Genomic DNA, 22,816 nt, shown 5'->3' with positions numbered 1-22,816 from the left:
ACCGTGGCCTAAGATGGACGGCATGGCTGAGGCACGACGCAGGACCGTACGCGACCTTCGGCGCGGCAACCGGGAGGTCCTCCTGCGCGCCCTCTACTTCGGCGGTCCCGCCAGCCGCCAGGAGCTCGGCACGGCCACCGGGCTGAGCGCGGCGACGGTCAGCAACGTGACCGGCGACCTGCTGGCCGATGGCGTGATCGTCGAGGCCGGGCAGGTCGGGTCGGACGGCGGGCGGCCCCGCGTGATCCTGCGCGCCAACGCCGAGCACGGTTACGCCATCGGCGTGGACGTCGGCGAGACGCACGTGCGGGTGGAGCTGTTCGACCTGGGGATGGCCGAGCAGGCCAAGGTCGAGTACGCCCTGCGCCCTGCGCGCCACGACGTGGAGCTCGTCGTCAGGCACATCCTCGCCGGGATCGACCTGGTCATGGCCGAGGCGGGGGTGTCGCAGGAGCGCGTCCTCGGCGTGGGCATCGGCGTCCCCGGGCTGGTCGAGCGCGGGCCGGACGCGGTGATCCACGCTCCGACGTACGGCTGGCAGGGCGTGCCTCTGGGCGCCCTCCTTCGCGGCGCTTCGGTGTTGCCGAGCAGCCAGGGCCTGCTGGGCGCCCAGACGCGGTCGCCGCGCACCGGCACCGAGCTGCCGCTCTACGTGGACAACGGCGCCAAGACGATGGGGCAGGCCGAGCTGTGGTTCGGCGCCGGGCGCGGGGCGCGGCACGCCATCGTGGCGCTGATCGGGTCGGGCGTCGGGGCGAGCATCGTCACCGACGGGATGACCTATCGGGGGGCGAACGGCAGCGCCGGCGAGTGGGGGCACACGCCGATCGCGGTCGGCGGGCGGCTGTGCCGTTGCGGGGCTCGGGGGTGCCTGGAGGCGTATGTGGGGGCGGAGGGGTTGCTGGAGCGGTATCGCGAGGTTTCTCCTTCTGCGGATCCGCTGGCGGAGGAGGTGGCGGGGCTGGCCGCGCTGCTGGCCGACGGGTCCGCTGCCGCTCGCGAGCTGATGGCCGACACGGTCACGTGTCTGGGGGCCGGGCTGGGGAACCTGGTCAACCTGTTCAACCCGGAGCGGATCGTGCTCGGGGGGTGGGCGGGGTTGATGATGGGGCGGCGGCACCTGGAGGACATCCGCGCGGCCACGGCGCGGCACGCGCTGGCGCAGCCGTACGCGCAGACGGCGATCGAGCTCGGGCAGTTGGGGGCGGACGCGGTGGCGCTGGGGGCGGCGACGCTGGTCATCGACGCTTTCCTGCTGGACAGCGCACCCCGCACCACCGACGCGGCCGTCCTGAGCTGACGCCACAAATCACCTGACCGCCGTGAGAGGTGGACACCCACGCGGCTGCGGGCATGCGGGTAGCGCATGCGTGGAGAGCGGTGCGTGGGCGCCTGGGCACGCGCGCAAACCCTGAGCGGGCGCGCAAACCTTAAGCGGGCGTGCAACCTCGCCGCGTGGCGCATGCGGGCGCGCGAACGGCGCCGGCGCGCGGGGCGTAGCCGTACGTCGACAGAAGGCCCTATCCGAGGGTTGTCACGGGGCTGTTAACAGTCGGGGCACTTTTTTTACGACTTATATTGAAGTTTGTTCTAAGCCGCCGTAGGGTCTGGGCAATTTCCTCAGGGACTACGGAGGTGCGGTTCGATGCGTTACCAGCGCGGATTGATCCTGCCCTTGCTCCTCGTCGCCGCCACCGCCTGCGGTAGCGGCGGCCCGAGCACAGTGAGCACCGGCGACGGCGGCACCAAGGCCAAAACAAAGCTCGTCATAGGCACGTTCGGCGAGTTCGGCTACAAGAGCCTGTACGACGAGTACGAGAAGCTCCACCCCGACATCGACATCGTCGAGCGCGTCACAGCCGCAGAGGACCACCACCGCCGCATCGCCACCAACCTGGCCACCGGCAAGGGCGCGGCCGACATCGAGGCGATCGAGGAGGGCTGGATCGGCCAGTTCAAGGCCACCCCCGACAAGTTCGTCAACCTGCTCGACCTGGGCGCCGACAAGATCAAGAGCCAGTGGCCCGACTGGAAGTGGGCGACCTCGCTGTCCAAGGACGGCAAGCAGATCGGCCTCGGCACCGACGTCGGCGGCATGGCCATGTGTTACCGCACCGACCTGTTCAAGCAGGCAGGTCTCCCCACGAACCGCGACGAGGTCTCCGCCCTGTGGACGGACTGGGACGGCTACATCGCGACCGGCAAGAAGTTCGCCGCAGCGAAGCTGCCCAAGAGCGCCTTCATGGACGGCCCGAGGGTGATGTACCGCTCGGTGCTCGGCCAGTCGGAGGTCGGCCTGTACGACAGCAACGACCAGGTCGTCGTCGAGACCAACCCGGCCGTCCGCGCCGCCTACGACAAGACGATCGAGGCCGTCCAGGCGGGCCTGTCCGCCAAGATCGAGGCCTGGACCCCCAACTGGAACGCCGGCTTCCAGCGCGGCTCGTTCGCCACGATCGCCTGCCCGAGCTGGATGATGGCCTTCATCCAGGAGCAGGCCAAGAACGCGGCGGGCAAGTGGGACATCGCCAGGATCCCCGGCGGCACCGGCAACTGGGGCGGCTCCTTCCTCACCCTCCCCAAGCAAGGCAAGAACATCGACAAGGCGTACGCCCTGGCCACCTGGCTGACCGCGCCGGAGCAGCAGGCCAAGGTGTTCCGCTCCAAGGGCAACTTCCCCTCGACCACGAGCCTGTACAGCGACCCGGTGATCACCGAGTTCACCAACCCGTTCTTCAACAACGCCCCGGTCGGCAAGATCTTCTCCGAGTCCGTGCAGACGATGAAGGCGCAGTATCTGGGCCCGAAGGCAGGTGACATCAACACCGCCATCCAGAACGCGCTGGTCCGCGTCGAGCAGGGCAAGCAGAACCCGGACGAGGCGTGGACCCAGGCCGTCGCCGAAGTGAAGAAGATCGTCTGACGATGAGGACCTGGCTGTATCGCCTCGACACGAAAGCGTCGCCGTACGCATATATCCTGCCGTTCTTCGCGCTGTTCGCGGCGCTCGGCGCCTTCCCGCTCGTCTACACCGGCTGGGTGTCGCTGCACGACTGGAGCCTGCTCGAGGACGACCACACCTTCCTCGGGCTGGGCAACTACGCGACGCTGCTGGCCGACTCCGCCTTCTGGAACGCCCTGTTCAACACCGTCTCCATCCTCATCCTGTCGACGGTCCCGCAGCTGCTGCTGGCGCTCGTGCTCGCGCACGTGCTCAGCAGCAGGCTGCGGGGGCAGACGTTCTGGCGGGTCGGCATCCTGCTGCCCAACCTCACCAGCGTGGTCGCGGTCGCGATCATCTTCGGCCAGCTCTACGGCCGCGACTACGGCATCGTGAACTGGGTGCTCGGCCAGTTCGGCGCCGGGCAGATCGACTGGAGCGCGGGCACGGCGACGAGCCACATCGCGATCTCCAGCATGGTGATCTGGCGCTGGACCGGCTACAACGCGCTCATCTACCTGGCGGCCATGCAGGCCGTACCGCACAGCTTGCACGAGGCGGCGATCATCGACGGAGCGACCAGCCTGCAACGGCTGCGGAAGATCACCATCCCGGCGATCAGGCCGACGATCATCTTCACGGTCATCGTGTCGACGATCGGCGGGATGCAGATGTTCGCCGAGCCGCTGTTGTTCGGCGGCGGCCAGCCGACCGGCGGGTCGGACCACCAGTTCCAGACGCTGACCCTCTACCTGTTCGAGGCCGGGTTCGGGCGGTTCGACTTCGGCTACGCCTCGGCGACGGCCTGGCTGATGTTCGGCGTCATCCTGGTCATCGCCGCGATCAACTACCTGTTCGTCCGACGTATCAGGAGCTCCTGATGCGGCGGAGGATTCCCAGGCTCACCTACTTCATCCTGGCGGCGATCGCGTTCTTCTCGGCGTTCCCGCTCTACTACAGCCTCGTGGTCGGCTCGCTGGACAACTCGGCGCTCGGCCAGGTGCCGCCGCCGCTGCTGCCCGGTGGCAACCTGCTCGCCAACATCGAGCGCGTCTTCACCCAGGTGTCGTTCGGCACCGCCCTGGTCAACAGCGTGATCGTGGCCTCCTCGATCACGCTGAGCCAGATCCTGTTCTCCACGCTGGCCGGGTTCGCCTTCGCCAAGCTGCGGTTCAGGGGGCGCAACGCGCTGTACGTGTCGGTGGTGGCGACGATGATGGTGCCGACGCAGCTCGGGATCATCCCGCTCTACATGATGATGGCCAACCTCGACCTGATCGACAGCCTCTACGCGGTGGTGGCGCCTAACCTGGTCAGCGCGTTCGGCGTGTTCTTCATGGCGCAGTACCTGACGGCCGCCGTTCCGACGGAGCTCATCGAGGCGGCCAGGGTGGACGGCTGCACCACGTTCGGCCTGTTCTGGCGGGTGATCCTGCCGCTGGCCAGGCCGGCGGCAGCCGTACTCGGGATGTTGACGTTCATGAACGCGTGGAACGACTTCTTCTGGCCGCTGGTCGTGCTCACGCCGGAGAACCCGACCGTGCAGGTGGCGCTGTCGTCGGCGGCCAGCGGCTACTCGGTCGACTACTCCTTCGTGCTGGCCGCGACGGTCGTCGGCACGGTTCCGCTGCTGGCGGTCGCCGCGATCTTCGGCAGGCAGATCATCCAGGGCATCATGCAGGGCGCCATCAAGGGCTAGAGAGCGCTCTCTCAATGGAGGAGTATGACGCTATGCGCTTATTACACTGGTTATTCGCGCTCTCCCTCGCCGCCCTCCCCGTCATCACCGACTTCGAGACGGAGGGCCTGCCGCCCGGCGTGATCGCCTGGGGCAACAACGCCACCTCGACCCCCACCCTGACCGTCGAGCCGGGCACCGACCGTCCAGGCAAGGTGCTGAAGGTCGGCTACACCGTCGGCGACTGGGGCGGCTGGTCGCACGACCTGTCCGCCGCCCAGGACTGGTCGCCGTACGAGGGCTTCTCGTTCTGGGTCAGGGGCACGGGATCCGGGCAGAAGATCTTCTTCGAGATCAAGGACGGCGGCGCCAACGCCGGAGCGTCCGAGCTGTTCGAGTCGTCCTTCACCGACGACACCAACGGCTGGAAGCAGGTCAGAACCAGGTTCGCCGACTTCACCCGCCGCACCGACTACCAGCCGGGCGGCGCCCCGACCGACGGCGAGCTCGACCTGGTCGCCATGTGGGGCTACGCGATGCGCCTGCAGGCCAACTCGTCCGGCACCCTCTACTGGGACGACGCCGAGGTGTACGGCACAGCCCCGCCGAGACCGCCGAAACTGGACACCGACCGGCCCGTCTACCCGACGGACGAGGGCGGTACGGTCACCGTCAAGGTCTCGGTGACCACGCCGGACGCCAGACCGCTGCCCGCCGACCTGACCGTCACCTACAAGACAGGGACGGGGACGGCTACCGCCGGACAGGACTACACGCCGGTGGAAGGCACGCTGGCCTTCGCAGCAGGCACCCCCTCCGGCGAATCCCGAAATTTCCAGGTAAAAACCACCAAAGACCCCGACGCCGAGACCGCCGAGACGGTTCCGATCGTCCTGGGAGGCGCCAGGCCTCCTTCCGACGAGCCCGCGATCGTCATCAACGCGCACGGCCTGCCGTACCTCGACAGGAAGAAACCCGTCAAAGAGCGGGTGGCCGACCTCCTGGGCAGGATGACGCTCGCCGAGAAGGTCGGCCAGATGACGCAGGCCGAGCGCGGCGCGCTGGCCAAGCAGGACGACATCGCCACCTACCTGCTCGGCTCGCTGCTGTCCGGCGGCGGCTCGGCCCCGGCGACGAACACCGCCAGGGGCTGGGCGGACATGGTCGACGGCTACCAGCTCAGGGCGCAGCAGACGCGGCTGCAGATCCCGCTGATCTACGGCGTGGACGCCGTGCACGGCCACAACAACGTCGTCGGCGCCACGATCTTCCCGCACAACGTCGGCCTGGGCGCCACCCGCGACCCCGCGCTCGTCGAGAAGGCGGGCAAGGTCACCGCGCAGGAGGTCAGGGCCACGGGCATCCCGTGGGACTTCGCGCCGTGCCTGTGCGTCTCGCGCGACGAGCGCTGGGGCCGCGCCTACGAGTCGTTCTCCGAGGACCCGGCGCTGGTCGGCAGGCTGGCGAGCATCATCGACGGGCTGCAGGACAACGGGGTCATGGCCACGGCCAAGCACTACGTCGGCGACGGCGGCACCGAGTACGGCTCGTCCACGACCGGCGACTACACCATCGACCAGGGCGTCTTCACCGGCACCCGCGAGCAGTTGGAGGCCGTCCACCTCGCGCCGTTCGCCGAGGCGGTCAAGCGCGGCGTCGGCAGCGTGATGCCGTCCTACTCCAGCGTCGGCCCGCTCAAGATGCACGCCAACCGCGAGCTGATCACCGACGTGCTCAAGGGCAGGCTCGGCTTCAAGGGCTTCGTGATCAGCGACTGGCAGGCGATCGACCAGATCCCCGGCGACTACCCCAGCGACGTCCGCACCTCGATCAACGCGGGCCTCGACATGATCATGGTGCCGCACCGGTACCCGGAGTTCGTCTCGACGCTCACGGCCGAGGCCGGGAGCGGGGTGCCGATGGCGCGGATCGACGACGCCGTGGCCAGGATCCTCACCCAGAAGTTCAGGTTCGGCCTGTTCGAGCACCCCTTCGCCGACCGCTCCGGCCTCGCCGACGTGGGCTCGCCCGCGCATCGTTCCGTCGCCCGTACGGCGGCGGCCGAATCGCAGGTGCTGCTGAAGAACGAGGGGAACCTGCTGCCGCTCAAGCCTTCGGCGAAGGTCTACGTGGCAGGGTCGAACGCCGACGACGTCGGCAACCAGTCCGGCGGCTGGACGATCTCCTGGCAGGGCTCCTCGGGCCCGATCACCCCGGGAACCACGATCCTTCAGGGCATCAAGGCCCAGGCGGCCACGGTCACCCACTCCCCCGACGCGTCGGCCCCGATGGCCGGGCACGACGTGGGCGTGGTCGTCGTGGGCGAGCAGCCGTACGCGGAAGGCTTCGGCGACGTCGGCCGCCAGGGCCGCACGCTCGACCTGCCGGCCGCCGACCGCGCGGCCGTAGACAAGGTGTGCGCGGCCATGAAGTGCGTGGTGGTCGTCGTCTCCGGCCGTCCGCTGCAGCTCGGCGACATGTCCGGCGCCGAGGCCGTGGTCGCCGCCTGGCTCCCGGGTACCGAGGGCGCCGGGGTGTCCGACCCGCTGTTCGGCAAGGTCCCGTACACGGGGCGCCTGCCGTTCACCTGGCCGAAGGCGCAGATCCCGACCAACGTGGGCGACGCCGTCTACGACCCGCTGTTCCCGTACGGCTGGGGCCTCAGGACGGACGCGCCGCGCGAGCGCGTCGCCGGGCTGCGCGCCCAGCTGGCCAGGGGCGACGCGCTGTCCAAGGCCGCGGCGGCGACGTTGCTGGCGGTGAGCTGGCGTCCCGACGGGCAGGTCCGCGACGTCAGGGTGCTGAAGGCGGCGGCGACGCTCCTGGAGAAGTCCAGGTCGGACACCTACGCCCAGGACGACACGCTGATCAGCCTGGCCATGCGGCCTGACTCGGGCTTCACCGCCCTGGCCGCCGCCGACCACGAGCTGGCCGGGGGCAACCTCAGGAGGGCGGTGGACCTGCTGAGCTAGACGCAGAGGCAGAACGGGTGCCCGGCCGGGTCGAGGAAGACGCGGAACTGATCGTCCTCGCTCGGCTGGTACTCGTGCTTGCGCGCCCCGATCGCCAGCACCTGCTTCTCCGCCACGTCCATGTCCTCGACCGTGACGTCGATGTGCATCTGCTGCGGGTGCTCGGCGCCCGGCCAGACCGGCGGGCGGTAGCCGTCCACCTTCTGGAAGGCGAGCCTGGCCGGCGGTCCGCTCTCGGTGATGGTCACCCACTCGTCGTCGGCGTAGCTGATCGGCCAGCCGACGAGCTGGGAGTAGAACTGCGCCAGGGCCATCGGGTCCGGGCAGTCGAACACGGTGGTCCGCATCGCGGCGATACCGCTCATGGCTCGTCCTCCTTCACGCGACAGGGGACAATGATCCCATGGCAGTCAATTCCTCCATGGTTCCCCTAGGTACCCCCGCTCCCGCCTTCGACCTCACGGCCGTCGAAGGCGGGAGCGTCGCGCTCAAGGAGTTGAAGGGCTCTCCGGCCACGCTCGTGATCTTCCTGTCGAACCACTGCCCCTACGTGCGTCACATCGAGTCGGGGATCGGCGCACTGGCGCGGGAGTACGGTTCCCGGATGTCGATCGTCGCCATCTGCAGCAACGACAGCGTCAACTACCCCGACGACGACGCCACTCACCTGTCCGAGCAGGCGCATCGCGCGGGTTTCCCGTTCCCGTACCTGATGGACGAGACGCAGGAGGTCGCCAGGGCCTACCGGGCGGCCTGCACCCCGGACTTCTTCCTCTACGACGCCGACCTGAACCTCGCCTACCGCGGCCAGTTCGACGGCGCCCGGCCCGGGAACAAGATCCCGGTGACGGGCGAGTCGCTGCGCGCCGCGATCGACGCGGTGCTCGACGAGCGGCCGGTCGAGGGCGACCAGGTGCCGAGCGTGGGCTGCAGCATCAAGTGGAAGCCCGGAGGGTGAGGAGCAGCTCGTGCGGCTCGCCGCCCTGCCACGCCCGGATCAGCGAGAGCCCTGTCTCGCCGGGGTCGAAGGGCTCGTCGCCCAGCGGGCCGAAGCAACCGGCCCGCTCCAGCATGAGCACGAGCGGGTCGTCCTCTGGCAGGCTGCCGGCGTAGGCGGCGGCGTCGAGGAGCGCGAGCGCGCACCTCGCGTTGCGGCCCTCGTCGTTGGGCTCCACGCGGTCGAGACGGCGACGCGCCTGCGCGCGCAGGTAGTCGGCCAGCGATTCGGTCCTACTCACGGCAACCTTCTTCGATCACACACGATGGGCTACGACATCATCACGCAAAGTAATAGGTGATCGTGGGATCTTCGTGAACTCAACCCGCTGTCGGTGACCAAAAACCAATGCGGGATTATCAAGACATGACCGCTTTTGACGACGTACTCTCCGCCAACCTGGAGTACGCCAGCCAGTTTGGCGGCTCCGGCTTGACCGGCAGGGCCGGCCGCGGCCTCGCCGTGGTGACCTGCATGGACTCCCGCATCGACCCGCTCGGGCTGCTCGGGCTCAAGCCCGGCGACGCCAAGATCCTGCGTAACGCGGGTGCGAGAGTCACCGACGACGTCCTGCGCACGCTCGTGCTGGCCGTCTACCTGCTGGGCGTGGAAAGGGTCCTGATCATGCCGCACACCGACTGCGGCATGGCCAAGGTCACCGACTCCCAGGTCCACGACCTGACGTTCGGGAAGGGCGTCGACACCCGCAGCCTCGACTTCCAGACCGTCCCGGACCAGGGCGCCGCCCTGCGCCACGACCTCACCCGCGTCAGGACCTCACCCTTCCTCCCGCAGGGCATGCCCGTGGGCGGAGCCATCTACGACGTGCTCACCGGAAGGCTCGTCCGCGTGGATCTCTGATCGGGTACGGCGTGCCGTAACCAACCATCGGTTGCCCAATGCGATCGAATGGTGATTATGAGTTATATCCCGCACACTCCGGCGCCGGTCATCGTGGCACACCGGGGCGCGTCGGCGATCGCGCCGGAGAACACCATGGCCGCCTTCCGCGCGGCGGACGCGGCCGGCGCCGACCTCTACGAGCTCGACGTGCACCTGACCAAGGACGGCGAGATCGTCGTCCTGCACGACTCGTCGCTGGCCAGGACCACCAACGTCGAGGAGCTCTACCCCGACAGGAAGCCGTGGCGGGTGAGCGACTTCACCCTCGCCGAGATCGGCTCGCTGGACGCCGGGCGCTGGTTCAACGAGAAGTACACCGGCGAGCCGGTGCCGACGCTCTTCGACGTGATGACCGCGATGAAGAACGGGCCGGGGCTGGCGCTGGAGGTGAAGCGGTCCAGCGCCTCGCCCGACATGGCGTCCCGGCTGTCCGCGCTGCTGCCGTCCGCGCCCAGGGGGACGATCGTGCAGAGCTTCGACTCGGCGTTCATCAAGCTCCTGCACGTGCCGACCGACACCGGCGTGCTCGGCCCCACCCCTGCGAAGGCTCTGCCATCCCTGGCGAGGTATGCCGACTACGCCAGCGTCCCGCGGCGCGTGGTGAGCGCCTCCTACGTCAAGCAGGCACACGGCGCCGGGCTCAAGGTGATCACCTACAACGTGGAGAACATCAGGCAGCTCCTGCGCGCCCTGGACGCCGGGGTCGACGGCGTGATGACCAAGCGGCCCAAGGTGCTGCGCCGGTACATGGACATCGTGCTCAACCGCGACCTCCAGCTCGAGTACGCCCTGTCGCTGATGTCCGCTCGAACTGCCAGATGACCATCACCGGGACGTCGTGGTCGGCTGCGTGTACGGCCTCCGGCGCCAGGGCGGCCAGGTTCCACGGCCGCACGTCCCACGGCTCGATCGCCTCGGCGGTCGGCAGTTCCTCGCCGACGCCCGGTGACCGGCTCCCCGGCTCTTCGCACCGCCGTACCTGAAGGCCCGCCGCGAGGGCGGAGCGCACGTAGTGCCCGATGGCGTGCGGGTAGCTGGTGATCCGCCCCGGACGCCCGTCCTCCAGGCGTACCGACGGGTTCAGCCCGCGCGCCACCGAGTCCGGGTGGATGTCGGAGATCACGAGCTGCCCGCCGGGTCGCAGCACCCTGGCGAACTCGGCCATCACCGGCTCCAGAGCCCTGACGTGCGTCAGCGCCAGCGAGCACACGACCAGGTCGGCGACGCCGTCCGGGATCGGCAGGGCGGACAGGTCACCTGCGGTGAACTCCCCCTCGGGCACCCGCTTCCGCGCGAACGCCAGCATCTCCGGCGAGCCGTCCACCCCGATCACCCGATGCCCGCGCGCCGCCAGCAGAGCGGCCATCCGCCCTGTGCCGCAGGCGGCGTCCACGGCGACACCCGCGGGAACGGTGTCCAGGATCTCCCCGACGATCGGCTCGTCGAAGTCGAACGCCGTGTTGGGCAGGTCGTAGGTCCCCGACCAGATCCGGTACCCCTCGGCCGGATCGACGCGGGCGACCTCCACCCCCGACCCGGCCAGCAGGTCGTCGTCGAGCAACCGGCGGATCTCGGCGAGGCGCGCGTCGAAGAACGCCCGGTCGGACTCCCCCGCGTAGGACCGCATCAGCGCGATGCCCTCGATGCCCAGGAGATAGGCCAGCGGGTGCTCGAAACTCATGCCCGCGACGCTAACAACGGCCGCCATCGGGAGGCGATCGAATTTCCCTGTCACATTCCTCGCGCGCCGTACGTCAGGGCAGTGAAGGCAACGCGATGGGAGAGAATCATGAAGAACATCCTGGTCACCGGCGGCACAGGAACGCTCGGCCGCCTCGTCACCCCCCAGCTGCGGGACGCGGGCTGCAACGTGCGCGTGCTCAGCCGTACCAGCAAGCAGCCCCACGACGGCGTCGAGTACGTCAGCGCCGACCTGATCCAGGGCGACGGCCTGGACGCGGCCCTGGAGGGCATCGACGTCGTGCTGCACCTGGCGGGTGGCCCCAAGGGCGACGACGTCGCCGCGCGCAACCTGGTCGCGGCCGCGCAGCGGGCCGGGGTGAAGCACCTCGTCTACATCGGGGTGATCGCGGCGGACAAGATGCCCTTCGGGTACTTCAAGGCCAAGCTGGACGCCGAGCAGACCATCGCGAACTCGGGCATCCCCTACACCACGGTGCGGGTCGCCCAGTTCCACGACTTCGTGCTGAACGTCGCCAGGATGATGACGAAGCTCCCCGTCGTGCCGCTGCCCGGCGGTCTGCGCTTCCAGCCGGTGGACGCCCGCGACGTCGCCGACCGCATGGTCGAGCTCACCCTCGGCGCTCCCGCGGGCCGCGTTCCCGACCTGACCGGCCCCAAGGTGTACGGCATCGCCGAGCTGACCCGCGACTACCTCAAGGCGAACGGCAAGCGCCGCCTCAGCCTGCCGCTGCGGATGCCGGGAAAGGCCGGGCGCCTCTACCGCGCCGGGGAGAACCTGACCCTGGAGGGCGCGACCGTGGGCACCCGCACCTGGGAGGACTTCCTCGCCGCCCGCTAGGGGGCTTGGAGGTTGTCGATGATGCGCGCCGTCATCCGCAGGTAGATGGCGACCTCCGCGTCGGTGAAGCCCTTGGTCGCCGCGTCGTTCACCGCGCGGGCGGCGTTGACCAGGTCGTCCTGGATCGCCCGCGCGCGGTCGGTGAGGAAGACCCGGATCCTGCGCCGGTCGTGCGCGTCGGGAAGGCAGCGGACGAGACCGTCGCGTTCCATCCGTTTCAGGGTGTTGGCCATGGTCGCCTGCTCGATCCGCACCCGGTCGCACAGCTCGCGCTGGGACAGCCCGTCCTGCTCGAACAGGGCGAGGAGCTGCGCGAACTGGCCGGGAACGACGCCGTGCGGTCCGATGCCCGCGGCGAGGGCCTGCGCGAACAGCCGGGCCACGTGGTTGACCTGGTAGCCGAGCGACTCGTAGCGGGGCAGGCCGTCTGCGTGGTTCATGTCACTCAGTGTGGGTCACCCGCCTGCGTGCCCGCCGCCGGATCTTCGGCCACTGCCACATCAGGACCCCGGCGACGACCATGCCGGGCAGGATCACCCAGCGGATCGCCGTCTGGAAGACCGGGCTGGGGACGCCCGGCAGGTAGACGTAGACGATCAGTAGCGCGCCTGTCACCAGGTGGGCCAGGCGCTGCCGGTCTCGGACCTGCTTCCCGCTCATCCCTCGACCTCCCTCGGTTGTATAGCTAGCTATGAGTTTACATAGCAAGCTATGGAAGTCAAGCGCGAGACGCTTTGTTCATCCGGCCATGCATCAAGCTGCACGTGGGATGCAGCGATTACCACTCCTCCGCGATTCAGCACGCCTTTAGCATTTTGAAGCGCAAAGAAAGGAGTGTCCGATGGCGGTCACCACATTTGTCGAGCTGTTCTGGGCCTGGACCACGCTGATCGTTTCAGGTGCCCTCTTCGCCAGGCCGAGCGTCCTGCGCGAGCTGAAGGCGCTGGTAGTGCAGGACAGAGGGTTCGGGATCACCTACGGATTCCTGTCCATCTTCCTGGGGTTGGGCAGCACGCTGGTGCACAACATCTGGGAGCTGAACTGGCGCACGGTCATCACCCTTATCGGATGGTCTGCGCTACTCAAGGGAATCTACGTGATCGTATATCCGGAGCCCTCGAAGAAAACCAACTTCGAAATCCGGGTATTCACTACGAGAATCGCCCTTGCCGTCGTCAGCATTGGCTGCGTCGTGGTCCTCTTCGCCGTCTACGCGTAGACCTACCACCCGATCCGGGCGCCACCGCTGAGGAACACCCCGGTCGGGCCGTCGTCCGGGAGGGTGGCCGCGTTGGCGATGTCGACCGCGGCCTCCTCCGGCGTACGGCTCGCCATGGGCATCATCCTGGTCTTCGTCCGCCCGGGGTTCACCGCGTTGACCAGCACCCCGGTCCCCTTGGTGCAGGTGGCGAGCATGGTGGTCAGCCCGTTGACCGCGGCCTTGGACACGGAGTACGCAGGCGCCCCTGTCCACAGCCCGGAGGTGAACGACCCGGTGCCGCTGGAGACGAAGACCACGCGCCCCCACCCCCGCGACACCATCCCGGGAATGACCGCCTGCGCCACGCGCCACCCGCCGAGGAGGTTGACCGTCAGCGTACGCTCCACCACGTCCAGCGGCACCGACAGCGGGTCGTCGCCCGTGTCCAGCAGCACGCCCGCGTTGCAGACGAGCACGTCCACCTGCCCGAGCCCGGCCGCCGCGCCGACGCTGGCGGGATCGGTGACGTCGAGCCGCTGGGAACGGACGTCCTGGCCGATCCGCGCCGCCGCCTCCGCCGCGTCGTCCGCGTTCCGCGCGGTCACGACGACGCGGAAGCCCCGGCGATGCAGTTCGGCGGCGGTCGCGTACCCCAGCCCGCGGTTGGCGCCGGTGATCAGGGCGGTGCGTGGTTCGCTCACCCTCCAACGATGACGACTCCCGCTAGAGCCTCGATCGAGCCCGTGTCGCGCTGGATCGAGCCTCCAGGACGCGGTGGCATCCTCGTGCCGACGAGCCATCGAGGAGGCATCTATGCGTGTGGTGTTCACGACCTGGGCCTGGCCCTCGCATCTGTACGCGCTGGTCCCCCTGGCGCACGCCTGCCGCGCCGCCGGGCACGAGGTGGTGTTCGCCAGCCAGCCCGGCCTCACCGAGGAGATCATGCGGGCGGGCCTGTCCGCCGCCGTCGTGGGGACGGACGTCGACACGGCGGGCATGGTCAGGGACTACCTCATCCCCCTGAACCCCGTCCCAGCGCCGCAGCCCGGACGCCAGGGGAAGGGCCCCAGGGCGCTGGAGATGTTGCTGGCCCACACGGAGTCGATGGCCCCCGACCTGATCCGGCTGATCGAGGACTGGCGGGCCGACCTCGTGGTCTACGACCAGACCACCCTGGCCGCCCCGCTCGCCGCCGAGGTCACGGGCATCCCGGCCGTGCGCCTGCTCTACGGCGTCGACCTGCTGCAACGCGCCCGCGCCGTGCTCCCTGACGCGCTGGCGCCCCTGGCGGGCCGGTTCGGCGCCGGGACGGTGGATCCGTTCGGTACGGTGACCGTCGACCCGGTGCCGGCGAGCATGCAGATGCCGGGGGACCACCGGTTGATCCCGATGCGCTTCCAGCCCTACAACGGCCCCGAGCGCAAACCCTGGCGGCCTGCCGTACCGCGAAGGCGCCCCCGGCTGTGCGTGAGCTGGGGCCACACGATCGCCAAGGTCGACCCGTCCCGCTTCCTGGCCGGGCGGATCGCCACCGACCTCGCTCTCGCCGAGACGGACGCGGACGTAGTACTGGCGATCTCCGCCGCCCAGAAGGACCTCGTGGACGTGCCCGGCTCCGTGCGCGTCGTGGTGGACACTCCGCTGCGGGACGTATTACGCGACTGCGACGCCTTCATCGGCCATGGTGGGGCAAGCAGCATCCTGACCGCGCTCTCGTACGGCCTGCCCATGGCTCTGGTGCCGCAGCTCCCCGACCACGCAGGACACAGCGAGCGGACCGGCTCCCGGGGCGCGGCGTTGGTGCTCAGCCCGGCGGACCCGGTGCTGGAGGCCGCGGACAGCCTGCTGGCCGACCCGGGCCCCAGGAAGGCCGCCGAGGAGCTGCGCGAGGAGATGTACGGCCAGGCCACACCCGCCGAGGTGGTGGGCGCCCTGGCCGAGCTCTGAGCCTCTCGACCGAGGCTCGACGGGCGGACCAGCGGGTGCCTGCACGATGGACACCGCCTGGACAGGACGCATCGGGAGGCCACATGGACATCGGCGTCGGTTTGCCCACCACCATCCCCGGGACGACGGGGCAGGAGCTGACCGAGTTCGCCCGGCGGGCCGACCGGCTCGGCTTCAGCACGCTGGCCGCACTCGACCGGTTGGTCTACGACAGCTACGACGCCGTGGTGAGCCTGGCGGCTGCCGCGGCCGCGACCGAGCGCATCAAGCTGGCCGCCACGGTATTGCTGGCCGCCTACCAGCCGAGCGCCGCGCTCCTGGCCAAGCAGCTGGCCAGCGTGGACCGCCTGTCGAACGGACGGCTGGTGCTGGGCGTCGCCGCGGGCGGCCGGGAGGACGACTTCGTCGCGACCGGCGTGCCGTACGGCGAGCGGGGGCGTCGGCTGGACGCCATGCTGGACGAGATGCGGCAGGTGTGGGCGGGCGACAGCATCGGCCCCCGCCCCGTCCACGGCCAGATCCCGGTGTGGGTGGGCGGCAACTCGGCTGCCTCACTGAGACGAGCGGCGAAGTACGGCATCGGCTGGATCTCCGGCAGCACCCCTTTGCACATGTACGCCGACGCGGCCGCGTCGGTCCGCAAGGCCTGGACGGACGGGGGCCGCAGAGACCAGCCCAGACTCGGCGCCCTCGCCTACGTGGCCCCCGGTCCGGAACGCAAACAGGCAGGCGGGCGATATGTGCTCGACTATTACTCGTACATAGGCCGGAAGGCCCGCTTCCTGGCCGAAGCCCTGATCTCCGACGACGTACTTTTGCGAGAGACGATCGACGGGTTCGCGGCGGCGGGGTGCGACGAACTCATGCTGATCCCCAGCACCAGCGACCCCGACCAACTCGACCTCCTCGCCAAGGTCGCCTTCGGCTGACCCGTTCCGACGGGAGTGCGTCAGCGCTCCGCCACCGTCTCATCTGCGGGCGGCGGCTGGATATCGACCTTCATCCCCCAGGCCGACACCCGGAGGTCCTGGACGAAGGCCACGCTCTGCGGACGAGCTGATCAGGGCCGAACCTTCCAAGAGGCGTACTCCCCCGTCGGCCGGAAGCCGAGGGCGACGGCCATGTCCGGATTCGCCTTGTAGAGCTGCTCAAAGGTGATGGAACCCTCATAGAGCGAAGTACGCACACCGTCGTAGGCGCCGGCGGGCCGCTTGCGCTCAGTCGTGGCAAGCACGGCTCTGAGCGTCACAGGGTCGGTGAGGCTGACGTAGCCGGACTGCAGAGCGAGTCGGCACGTCCCTTCATAGGTCACCCAGGTCTTGTCCGGCGGGATCGGATCGTCAGGATCGGGCTTGAGATACGACTCGTAGCCCTGCTCGCCGATGCAGATGTTGCGGGTGCCGTTGAGCCCCAGGTTGGGGTTCTTCAGGTCCGTCGCCACGACCTTGCCCTTGCCGAACCCCACGACCCCGTATACCGGCTTGGCAGTGGACCAGCCACCGGACATGTACAGCCGGGCTCGCTGGACGATCTTCACTCCGTGACCCGGAACAAGCTGGCGCTGAATGGCACCGACCGGATCCACCCTCGCGTCGGCCCGCGCTGACGGCCCCACGGTCGCCATGGACGCGATCACACACATTGATGCCGCAGTGACCGGACCGAGACGCGTTACCACGATGATCGGCACGTGAAGGTGTATCCCAGGTTGGCGGCGATGACGGCTCTGATGGTCGTCATGCTCAGCGGAACCGCGCAAGCCGTCCAGACCACCGCATCCGACTCTCTGGATCCCGTGATCAATGCGATCAAGCAGCAGTTCGCGAAGAAACTCGGTGTGCGTTTCACCGCCAAGACGCGCGACAGGACCGTCGGCATCCTCAATACGATGACCAGCCACGGCACGTATCGTTTCTCAGCTTCCGGAGTGCACTCCTCAGACACCACAGAGATCAATCAGGGGGACGGCTCACGCTTCCGCTGGATCAACGTGGGCCGAGCCAGCTACACCCAGGACAGCAAATATGATTCGCTGCCCAAGGGCAAGGAATGGCGTTCGTGGCGCAACGCGACCGGTTTCCTGTGGAGCGACAAGCTCATCGACGGGATGAACCCCGGCTTTCTGACCCTTGCGGCATCTCAGGATCACGTGACGTCGGACGGCGGAATCATTCAAGGGACAACCACCGTCGCCGGACTCGAAGTGACCAAGGCCGGAGTGCGCTTCATCACTGAGAACGACGGCTTCACAGGAGGAACCATCGCATGGCGGCTATGGGTCGGCCCGGACCATTTGCCTCTGCGCTTCAACGCCACAATCACCTGGGACAACGAACCCGGCGGGCGCGATGAGGGCTTCGACTACGTGAAGACCAACAAGTTGTACCGTGAATGGGGATCCACATTCACGATCAAGGCCCCACCCAAGCGAACCACCGTCAACTAGAAGCGGCAGCGTCCGGTCAGGCGAGGATCCACGCAAAGAGGGTGAGCAGGTAGAGCCCGAGAAGCAGAACGCCGAACAAGGCGCGCCACGGCCAAAGGATTCGCGTCGCTGAAAGCAGGGCGGCCAGCGGGTAGGCAAGCGGGCCACTGACCACGATGAGAGCGAAGGCATCAAACCGCGGCACCCATGGAGCCTGAGCGAGTTGCCAGATCGCCGCGAGGAAGAGCGCCGCCAGGAGGGCGACAGGCCAGGCCGGCCGTACTCGCAAGAGGTGCAGCAGAGGCCAGGCGAGAACAACGGCAACCCAGCGCCCCACCTCCCACGCATCCACGAGGAACCCGAGACAACCGGTGTACTCCCCACACCGCGAAGAGTCGGGGAACAAGGTGGCCATCAGAAACGACCACCCCAGAAGGCCAGCGGGAAGAAGAACTCCCACCAGTCCCGCCAGGACCACCCGCCGGAAAGGCTTCTCGATCGGCGGAGGCACGGTCGTCGGTTGGATCACGTGCGAATAGTGACAGAGAACCCCGCTGCTCAGCCATAGCGAGAACAATCACCACGCCACGCGGCAAACGAGAGCATCCATGTCTCAGCCGAAGATCCAGAAGGCCTCTTCCGGGCCAAGGGAGCGGCCTTCTACCCTGCGACCCGACGAGAGAAATCGAACCCCTGACCTTCTGTGTACAAGAGCGCTCCGGCCGTCCACAGGCACTCATACGGGTTTCCGACCCCTGGCCATCGGATCGCCTCCAACGTCGGCCACGCCGACCCGGCGATCACCTTGCGCGTCTACGCCCACGTCATCATCGAGCAGACCGCCGCCGCCGGAATCTTCGCCGAAGCCATCAAAAAAACACAGCCAGAGCCAAGACGAGGAGCTCTCCAAAGCCAGGAGAGGCTTCTCAAGGGGAAGTGCACTCGCTGATGTCTGCCAGGCCCCTGATCTCGGGAGTCGGCACAGTCGTTGCTGAAGGCGCCCATGGGATGGTGCCCCAAATGCAATGAACGGCGGTTTAGGTGAGCGTCAACAGGCCCAAGCGCAGGATCGGATTCGGGGTCGTCCCTGTGGCGTATGCCGTCCTGGTCATCATCGTTGCCGCGGTCAGCTTCCCGACCTTCGTCCAGGCACGAGGTGGAGGCAACGGCCTTGAGTTCCTCTTCATAGGGCCCGCCACGTTCCCGCTTGGGTGGGTCGCCCTGCATTTCGGCGACTCAAGCGGACTCCTCCGCATCGTCCAAGAACCTTCGTGGCTGCAGCTCTCCATGCCGCTGATCGTTATGACAACCGGCGGCCTGTTGCAGGCCTGGATTGTCTGGCTTCTCTACCGACTCTTCCTCGCGCCTTAGAGGCCGAGCAGCGAGGTCGCAATTGCAAGGTCGAAGGGCCTAGCCGACTGGGCAGGGGCCCATCGGGTTGTCACCATGGCGGTCCTTGCGATACCGCTGGGCGCGATCGGCCCCCGCAGGTAGGCTCGCTTCCCCAGGGCAACCGAAGCCTCCTGTTACCAAGGGTGTTTGCAGAACTGCGGCATTCTTCCGACAAGGAAGAAAGCCCTGAACACACCACGTTCACGTGCTTCCCACGAAAGCCGCGAAGGAATCGAAAGCTCACTGCAATCCACGCACGGTCGGACACTGCCAGAGGTCGCACGCCACTGCGGGACCGAGGGCGGGCGGAGGGCGGGAAGCCCCTGAACTCACTGTGTCCAGGGCCCCGGCGTGCGAGAGCCCACGAGGGGAATCGAACCCCTGACCTTGCGCGAAGACGCCGAGGCTCAAGGTCGCCCCGGACGCGGCCCCACACCTTGGGGGGCTGGGCCCCCAAATGAGGGCAGTCTGGAGCTCAATACGCGCGAAGCGCGCCCCACCAGCGAAGGCCCATGCGGTTAAGCGTCGATGTGATCCCGGTCCACCTCAGCCGCACTGCTGACGATGAACTCCCGCCGAGGTGCCACATCGCTCCCCATCAGCAGGTCGAAAATGCGCTCCCCCGCCTCAGCGTCCTCAATGCGTACCCGCCGCAGGATGCGGTGCCGCGGGTCCATGGTCGTCTCGGCCAGCTGGTCAGCGTCCATCTCGCCCAGACCCTTGTACCGCTGCACCGGGTCCTTCCACCGCTTCCCGCGCCGCTCCAAGTCCCGCAGCACCTTGTGGAGCTCGGCGTCCGAGTAGCAGTAGATGTACTTGTCCTGCCCCTTGCCTGGGTTCGTCAGTTCGATGCGGTGCAAAGGGGGCACCGCGGCGAAGACGCGGCCGGCTTCTACCATCGGGCGCATGTAGCGGTGGAAAAGCGTCAGAAGGAGGCAGCGGATGTGGGCGCCGTCCACGTCGGCGTCCGCCATCAGGATGATCTTGCCGTACCGGGCGGCCTCCAGGTCGAAGGAGCGGCCGGATCCGGCCCCCACCACCTGGATGATCGCCGCGCACTCCGCGTTCTTGAGCATGTCGGCGACCGACGCCTTCTGCACGTTCAGGATCTTGCCGCGGATCGGCAGCAACGCCTGGAACTCCGAGTCACGCGCCAGCTTGGCCGTACCCAGAGCCGAGTCTCCCTCGACGATGAACAGCTCGCTGCGGTCCACGTCGTCGCTGCGGCAGTCGACCAGCTTCGCGGGCAGCGCCGAGTTTTCCAGCGCGGTCTTGCGCCGCTGGTTGTCGCGGTGTTCGCGGGCCGCGATGCGCGCCTTGGCGGCGGCGACGATCTTCTCGAGCATCGCGCGCAGCGGCTGCTTCATGCCGCGCGGCGGGGTGGTGAAGATCTCCTTGAGCTCGCGCGAGACCACGTGGGAGACGATGCGGGTGGCCGCCGAGGTGCCGAGGACCTCCTTGGTCTGGCCCTCGAACTGCGGCTCCGGCACGCGTACGGTGACCACGGCGGTCAGGCCTTCGAGGATGTCCTCCTTGGAGACCGGGTCGTCGCCGTTCTTCAGCAGGCGCGTCTCGCGGAGCTGCTCGTTGATGGTCTTCACCAGGGCGCGCTCGAACCCCGTCAGGTGGGTGCCGCCCTTGGGGGTGGCGATCACGTTGACGAAGGAGCGGATGGTGGAGTCGTAGCCCTTGCCCCAGCGCACGGCGACGTCGACGGTGAGCTCGCGCTGCACCTCGGTGGGCGTCATGTGGCCCTGGTCGTCGAGGACGGGCACGGTCTCGTGGAAGTGGCCGACGCCCTGCAGGCGGAGCACGTCGCAGACGGCCTCGTCGCGAGCGAGGAACTCGGTGAACTCCGAGATGCCGCCGTCGAAGCGGAACTCCTCGGTCTGGCCCTCGTGGATGAGCGCGAGGGTGAGGCCGGGCACGAGGAAGGCGGTCTGGCGCAGCCGTACGTGGATCTCGTCGATCGAGACCTCGGCCTCGGCCAGGAAGATCTGGCGGTCGGCCCAGAAGCGCACCCGGGTGCCGGTGACGCGCTTGCGCAGCTTGCCGCCGTCGCGCAGGCCGGACTTCTTCTTGAACTTGGCGTTGGGCCCGTCGCCGTCGAAGACGCCGGGGACGCCGCGGCGGAAGCTGATCAGGTGGATCTGCCCGTCGCGGTCGACCTCGACGTCGAGGCGCGAGGACAGGGCGTTGACCACGGAGGCGCCGACGCCGTGCAGGCCGCCAGAGGCGCCGTAGGAGCCGCCGCCGAACTTCCCGCCCGCGTGCAGCTTGGTGTAGACGAGCTCAACTCCGGCGAGGCCGCTCTTGGGCTCGACGTCGACGGGGATGCCGCGGCCGTCGTCGCGCACCTCGATCGAGCCGTCGTCGTAGAGCTCGACCTCGATGCGGGAGCAGTGGCCGGCCAGCGCCTCGTCCACGCCGTTGTCGACGATTTCCCACAGGCAGTGCATGAGCCCGCGGCTGTCGGTCGAGCCGATATACATGCCGGGGCGTTTGCGGACGGCCTCGAGGCCCTCAAGCACCGACAGGTGCCGAGCTGTGTAACCCGCCTCCACTACCGTCACTCCCGCTCCTCTGATCCGCCATCGAACACGTGTGCGTAGCCTATCGTTCTTCCCCGCTGTCCGCGCACAAGCTTGCCACGACGTTACCCACCGGTTGACCGGCATCACTTTCCGATACATTCTGCTCTCGGCGTAGCGAGGGGGTGATTGGGAACGTCAGCGTCGGGTTAGATGTTGTCTCAAGTGACTGACGCCAGATCCTCGCTTCGGCGGGGGTGACCCGAAAGGCGATACGTGACTGGAGCTCTCGCCCCCGTTAAGCCGCTGACGGCCCTCGACCGCTGCGACCGTTGCGGCGCCCAGGCATACATTCGTGCAACCCTGCCGGTAGGCGGGGAGCTGCTGTTCTGCGCCCACCATGGGCGTCAGCACGTGGCCGCGTTGCGCGATAAGGGCGCCGACATCCTGGACGAGTCCGCCCGTCTCAGCGAAACAACCGCCCAAAGCGACGAGCGCTGACCAGCTCCCGTCGTGTTGAGATAACCACATAGCGTTACCACCGGACGCGGCGCCGCCTGCATGGGGTGCCGCGTCCGCGTTATTTCACCCGGTAGTGATAAGCGCCGACCTCGTCGAAGCCCTCGCTCCGGTAGAAGGCTTGCGCACCCACGTTCTGCCTGGTCACGACCAGGTAGGCGCCGCCGTCCCCTGCCAGCGCACGCAGCACGCTGCGCGCGAGCCCCCTGCGCCGCGCCTGCGGCAGCGTCGCCATGCAGTAGATGCCCGTGACGTCCCCCTGCGGTACGGCCCGGCCCACGGCGAGCGCCACCCCGTCCTCCTCCACGGCCGCATACCTGGCCGGTACGCCGGTGGCGATGCGTCGCGCGGGTTCGTAGTCGTCGCCGAACCGCCCGTCGACGGCCCACCACGACTCCATCCACCCGTCCCAGGGCGCGTCCTCGACCCGCACCCGGTGCTCCGGGACACGGGCGTACGGCCCGGCCTTCATGATCGAGACCTCGTCGACCAGCCGGTATCCACGCTCGCCCAGCACCTCGTCGATCCCCGGCATGGACCGCGAGCCGATCGAGAAGACGCAGGGCAGTCCGCGGTCGGCGTAGAACTTCTCGGCCCGCTCGATCGCGCCCTCGAGGTCCTCGGGCACACCCCACGGCAGCACCGAGTTGGCCCGCTTGGTCACCCCGTCAGCCCAGCGCAGAATCCATCCGTCCGCGTCCTCCCGCTCGTAGGATGGCCACGCCTCGTCAAGCAACTGATCGAAATCCATGGGTTTCACCCTATTAA

Annotated in this window: 25 protein-coding genes; 15 read left to right on the top strand and 10 right to left on the bottom strand. The window is 68.3% G+C overall.

The features are described 5' to 3' along the window. The first annotated feature begins 22 nt into the window (after positions 1-22). From ACIBG8_RS30545 to ACIBG8_RS30525, 5 genes are all read left to right on the top strand, one after another. Positions 23-1,300, top strand: coding sequence for an ROK family protein (locus tag ACIBG8_RS30545; RefSeq protein WP_397346472.1), 1,278 nt, complete (start codon positions 23-25; stop codon positions 1,298-1,300). A 345-nt stretch (positions 1,301-1,645) separates the two neighbouring features. Next, positions 1,646-2,923, top strand: coding sequence for an ABC transporter substrate-binding protein (locus ACIBG8_RS30540; protein ID WP_397346471.1), 1,278 nt, complete (start codon positions 1,646-1,648; stop codon positions 2,921-2,923). Positions 2,924-2,925: 2 nt separating this feature from the next. Further along, entirely contained in the window at positions 2,926-3,822 is an 897-nt protein-coding gene (locus ACIBG8_RS30535) for a carbohydrate ABC transporter permease (RefSeq protein ID WP_397346470.1), read from the top strand. Then, positions 3,822-4,640 (top strand): carbohydrate ABC transporter permease, encoded by an 819-nt coding sequence (locus ACIBG8_RS30530; RefSeq protein WP_397346469.1) that lies wholly within the window; start codon positions 3,822-3,824, stop codon positions 4,638-4,640. The genes ACIBG8_RS30535 and ACIBG8_RS30530 overlap by 1 nt, the downstream gene beginning before the upstream one ends. 32 nt (positions 4,641-4,672) lie before the next feature. Further along, entirely contained in the window at positions 4,673-7,591 is a 2,919-nt protein-coding gene (locus tag ACIBG8_RS30525; RefSeq protein WP_397346468.1) for a glycoside hydrolase family 3 N-terminal domain-containing protein, read from the top strand. Here the strand turns inward: ACIBG8_RS30525 and ACIBG8_RS30520 are convergent. Then, the gene (locus tag ACIBG8_RS30520) at positions 7,588-7,956 is read right to left on the bottom strand and encodes a VOC family protein (protein ID WP_397346467.1); all 369 of its coding nucleotides are present in this window, start codon (positions 7,954-7,956) and stop codon (positions 7,588-7,590) included. The two genes, ACIBG8_RS30525 and ACIBG8_RS30520, sit on opposite strands and share 4 nt — an antisense overlap. Before the next feature lie 38 nt (positions 7,957-7,994). Between ACIBG8_RS30520 and ACIBG8_RS30515 the strand changes: the two genes are divergently transcribed. Continuing rightward, positions 7,995-8,549 carry a thioredoxin family protein gene (locus ACIBG8_RS30515; protein ID WP_397346466.1) on the top strand — a complete coding sequence of 185 codons (555 nt, stop codon included), beginning with the start codon at positions 7,995-7,997 and terminating at the stop codon, positions 8,547-8,549. On the opposite strand, the gene ACIBG8_RS30510 is transcribed toward ACIBG8_RS30515, so the two are convergent. Then, positions 8,527-8,829, bottom strand: coding sequence for a hypothetical protein (locus ACIBG8_RS30510; protein ID WP_397346465.1), 303 nt, complete (start codon positions 8,827-8,829; stop codon positions 8,527-8,529). The two genes, ACIBG8_RS30515 and ACIBG8_RS30510, sit on opposite strands and share 23 nt — an antisense overlap. A 125-nt stretch (positions 8,830-8,954) precedes the next feature. Between ACIBG8_RS30510 and ACIBG8_RS30505 the strand changes: the two genes are divergently transcribed. Together ACIBG8_RS30505 and ACIBG8_RS30500 are read left to right on the top strand one after the other, a co-directional pair. Next, complete coding sequence (locus ACIBG8_RS30505) at positions 8,955-9,449, top strand: beta-class carbonic anhydrase (RefSeq protein ID WP_397346464.1); 495 nt, start codon at positions 8,955-8,957, stop codon at positions 9,447-9,449. A 57-nt stretch (positions 9,450-9,506) separates the two neighbouring features. Next, complete coding sequence (locus ACIBG8_RS30500; protein ID WP_397346462.1) at positions 9,507-10,313, top strand: glycerophosphodiester phosphodiesterase; 807 nt, start codon at positions 9,507-9,509, stop codon at positions 10,311-10,313. Here ACIBG8_RS30500 and ACIBG8_RS30495 read toward each other — a convergent pair. Beyond that, positions 10,252-11,172 carry a class I SAM-dependent methyltransferase gene (locus ACIBG8_RS30495; RefSeq protein WP_397346461.1) on the bottom strand — a complete coding sequence of 307 codons (921 nt, stop codon included), beginning with the start codon at positions 11,170-11,172 and terminating at the stop codon, positions 10,252-10,254. The genes ACIBG8_RS30500 and ACIBG8_RS30495 overlap by 62 nt on opposite strands. Before the next feature lie 108 nt (positions 11,173-11,280). Here ACIBG8_RS30495 and ACIBG8_RS30490 point away from each other — a divergent pair, with 108 nt between their 5' ends. Next, a complete protein-coding gene (locus ACIBG8_RS30490; RefSeq protein ID WP_397346460.1) occupies positions 11,281-12,033 on the top strand; it encodes an SDR family oxidoreductase in 753 nt (250 codons plus the stop codon). Here the strand turns inward: ACIBG8_RS30490 and ACIBG8_RS30485 are convergent. Together ACIBG8_RS30485 and ACIBG8_RS30480 are read right to left on the bottom strand one after the other, a co-directional pair. Next, positions 12,030-12,473, bottom strand: a complete 444-nt coding sequence (locus ACIBG8_RS30485; RefSeq protein ID WP_397346459.1) for a MarR family winged helix-turn-helix transcriptional regulator — start codon at positions 12,471-12,473, stop codon at positions 12,030-12,032. The genes ACIBG8_RS30490 and ACIBG8_RS30485 overlap by 4 nt on opposite strands. 1 nt (position 12,474) lies before the next feature. Next, positions 12,475-12,693 carry a hypothetical protein gene (locus ACIBG8_RS30480; protein WP_397346458.1) on the bottom strand — a complete coding sequence of 73 codons (219 nt, stop codon included), beginning with the start codon at positions 12,691-12,693 and terminating at the stop codon, positions 12,475-12,477. A gap of 181 nt (positions 12,694-12,874) precedes the next feature. On the opposite strand from ACIBG8_RS30480, the gene ACIBG8_RS30475 reads away from it, so the two are divergent. Next, positions 12,875-13,252, top strand: a complete 378-nt coding sequence (locus ACIBG8_RS30475) for a hypothetical protein (RefSeq protein ID WP_397346457.1) — start codon at positions 12,875-12,877, stop codon at positions 13,250-13,252. A gap of 2 nt (positions 13,253-13,254) precedes the next feature. On the opposite strand, the gene ACIBG8_RS30470 is transcribed toward ACIBG8_RS30475, so the two are convergent. Then, complete coding sequence (locus ACIBG8_RS30470; RefSeq protein ID WP_397346456.1) at positions 13,255-13,935, bottom strand: SDR family NAD(P)-dependent oxidoreductase; 681 nt, start codon at positions 13,933-13,935, stop codon at positions 13,255-13,257. A 112-nt stretch (positions 13,936-14,047) separates the two neighbouring features. On the opposite strand from ACIBG8_RS30470, the gene ACIBG8_RS30465 reads away from it, so the two are divergent. Beyond that, positions 14,048-15,181 carry a nucleotide disphospho-sugar-binding domain-containing protein gene (locus ACIBG8_RS30465; RefSeq protein WP_397346455.1) on the top strand — a complete coding sequence of 378 codons (1,134 nt, stop codon included), beginning with the start codon at positions 14,048-14,050 and terminating at the stop codon, positions 15,179-15,181. Between the two features lie 83 nt (positions 15,182-15,264). Next, positions 15,265-16,110 (top strand): LLM class flavin-dependent oxidoreductase, encoded by an 846-nt coding sequence (locus tag ACIBG8_RS30460; protein ID WP_397346454.1) that lies wholly within the window; start codon positions 15,265-15,267, stop codon positions 16,108-16,110. A gap of 131 nt (positions 16,111-16,241) precedes the next feature. On the opposite strand, the gene ACIBG8_RS30455 is transcribed toward ACIBG8_RS30460, so the two are convergent. Beyond that, positions 16,242-16,871 (bottom strand): hypothetical protein, encoded by a 630-nt coding sequence (locus tag ACIBG8_RS30455; RefSeq protein WP_397346453.1) that lies wholly within the window; start codon positions 16,869-16,871, stop codon positions 16,242-16,244. Between ACIBG8_RS30455 and ACIBG8_RS30450 the strand changes: the two genes are divergently transcribed. After that, positions 16,872-17,627 (top strand): hypothetical protein, encoded by a 756-nt coding sequence (locus ACIBG8_RS30450; RefSeq protein WP_397346452.1) that lies wholly within the window; start codon positions 16,872-16,874, stop codon positions 17,625-17,627. Between the two features lie 16 nt (positions 17,628-17,643). Here the strand turns inward: ACIBG8_RS30450 and ACIBG8_RS30445 are convergent, their stop codons facing one another. After that, entirely contained in the window at positions 17,644-18,135 is a 492-nt protein-coding gene (locus tag ACIBG8_RS30445; protein ID WP_397346451.1) for a hypothetical protein, read from the bottom strand. 560 nt (positions 18,136-18,695) lie between these two features. Here ACIBG8_RS30445 and ACIBG8_RS30440 point away from each other — a divergent pair. Beyond that, complete coding sequence (locus ACIBG8_RS30440; protein WP_397346450.1) at positions 18,696-18,977, top strand: hypothetical protein; 282 nt, start codon at positions 18,696-18,698, stop codon at positions 18,975-18,977. A 539-nt stretch (positions 18,978-19,516) separates the two neighbouring features. Here the strand turns inward: ACIBG8_RS30440 and ACIBG8_RS30435 are convergent. Beyond that, complete coding sequence (locus ACIBG8_RS30435; protein ID WP_397346449.1) at positions 19,517-21,571, bottom strand: type IIA DNA topoisomerase subunit B; 2,055 nt, start codon at positions 21,569-21,571, stop codon at positions 19,517-19,519. 234 nt (positions 21,572-21,805) lie between these two features. Between ACIBG8_RS30435 and ACIBG8_RS30430 the strand changes: the two genes are divergently transcribed. Then, a complete protein-coding gene (locus tag ACIBG8_RS30430) occupies positions 21,806-22,030 on the top strand; it encodes a hypothetical protein (protein ID WP_397346448.1) in 225 nt (74 codons plus the stop codon). A 79-nt stretch (positions 22,031-22,109) separates the two neighbouring features. Here ACIBG8_RS30430 and ACIBG8_RS30425 read toward each other — a convergent pair whose 3' ends face one another. Further along, on the bottom strand, positions 22,110-22,799 hold the full coding sequence (locus tag ACIBG8_RS30425) for a GNAT family N-acetyltransferase (protein WP_397346447.1): 690 nt from the start codon (positions 22,797-22,799) through the stop codon (positions 22,110-22,112). Between the last annotated feature and the right edge of the window lie 17 nt (positions 22,800-22,816).

It is taken from the genome of Nonomuraea sp. NPDC050556 (genome assembly GCF_044457355.1).
GTDB lineage: Bacteria > Actinomycetota > Actinomycetes > Streptosporangiales > Streptosporangiaceae > Nonomuraea.
This window is presented reverse-complemented; position numbering and strand designations above follow the sequence as displayed.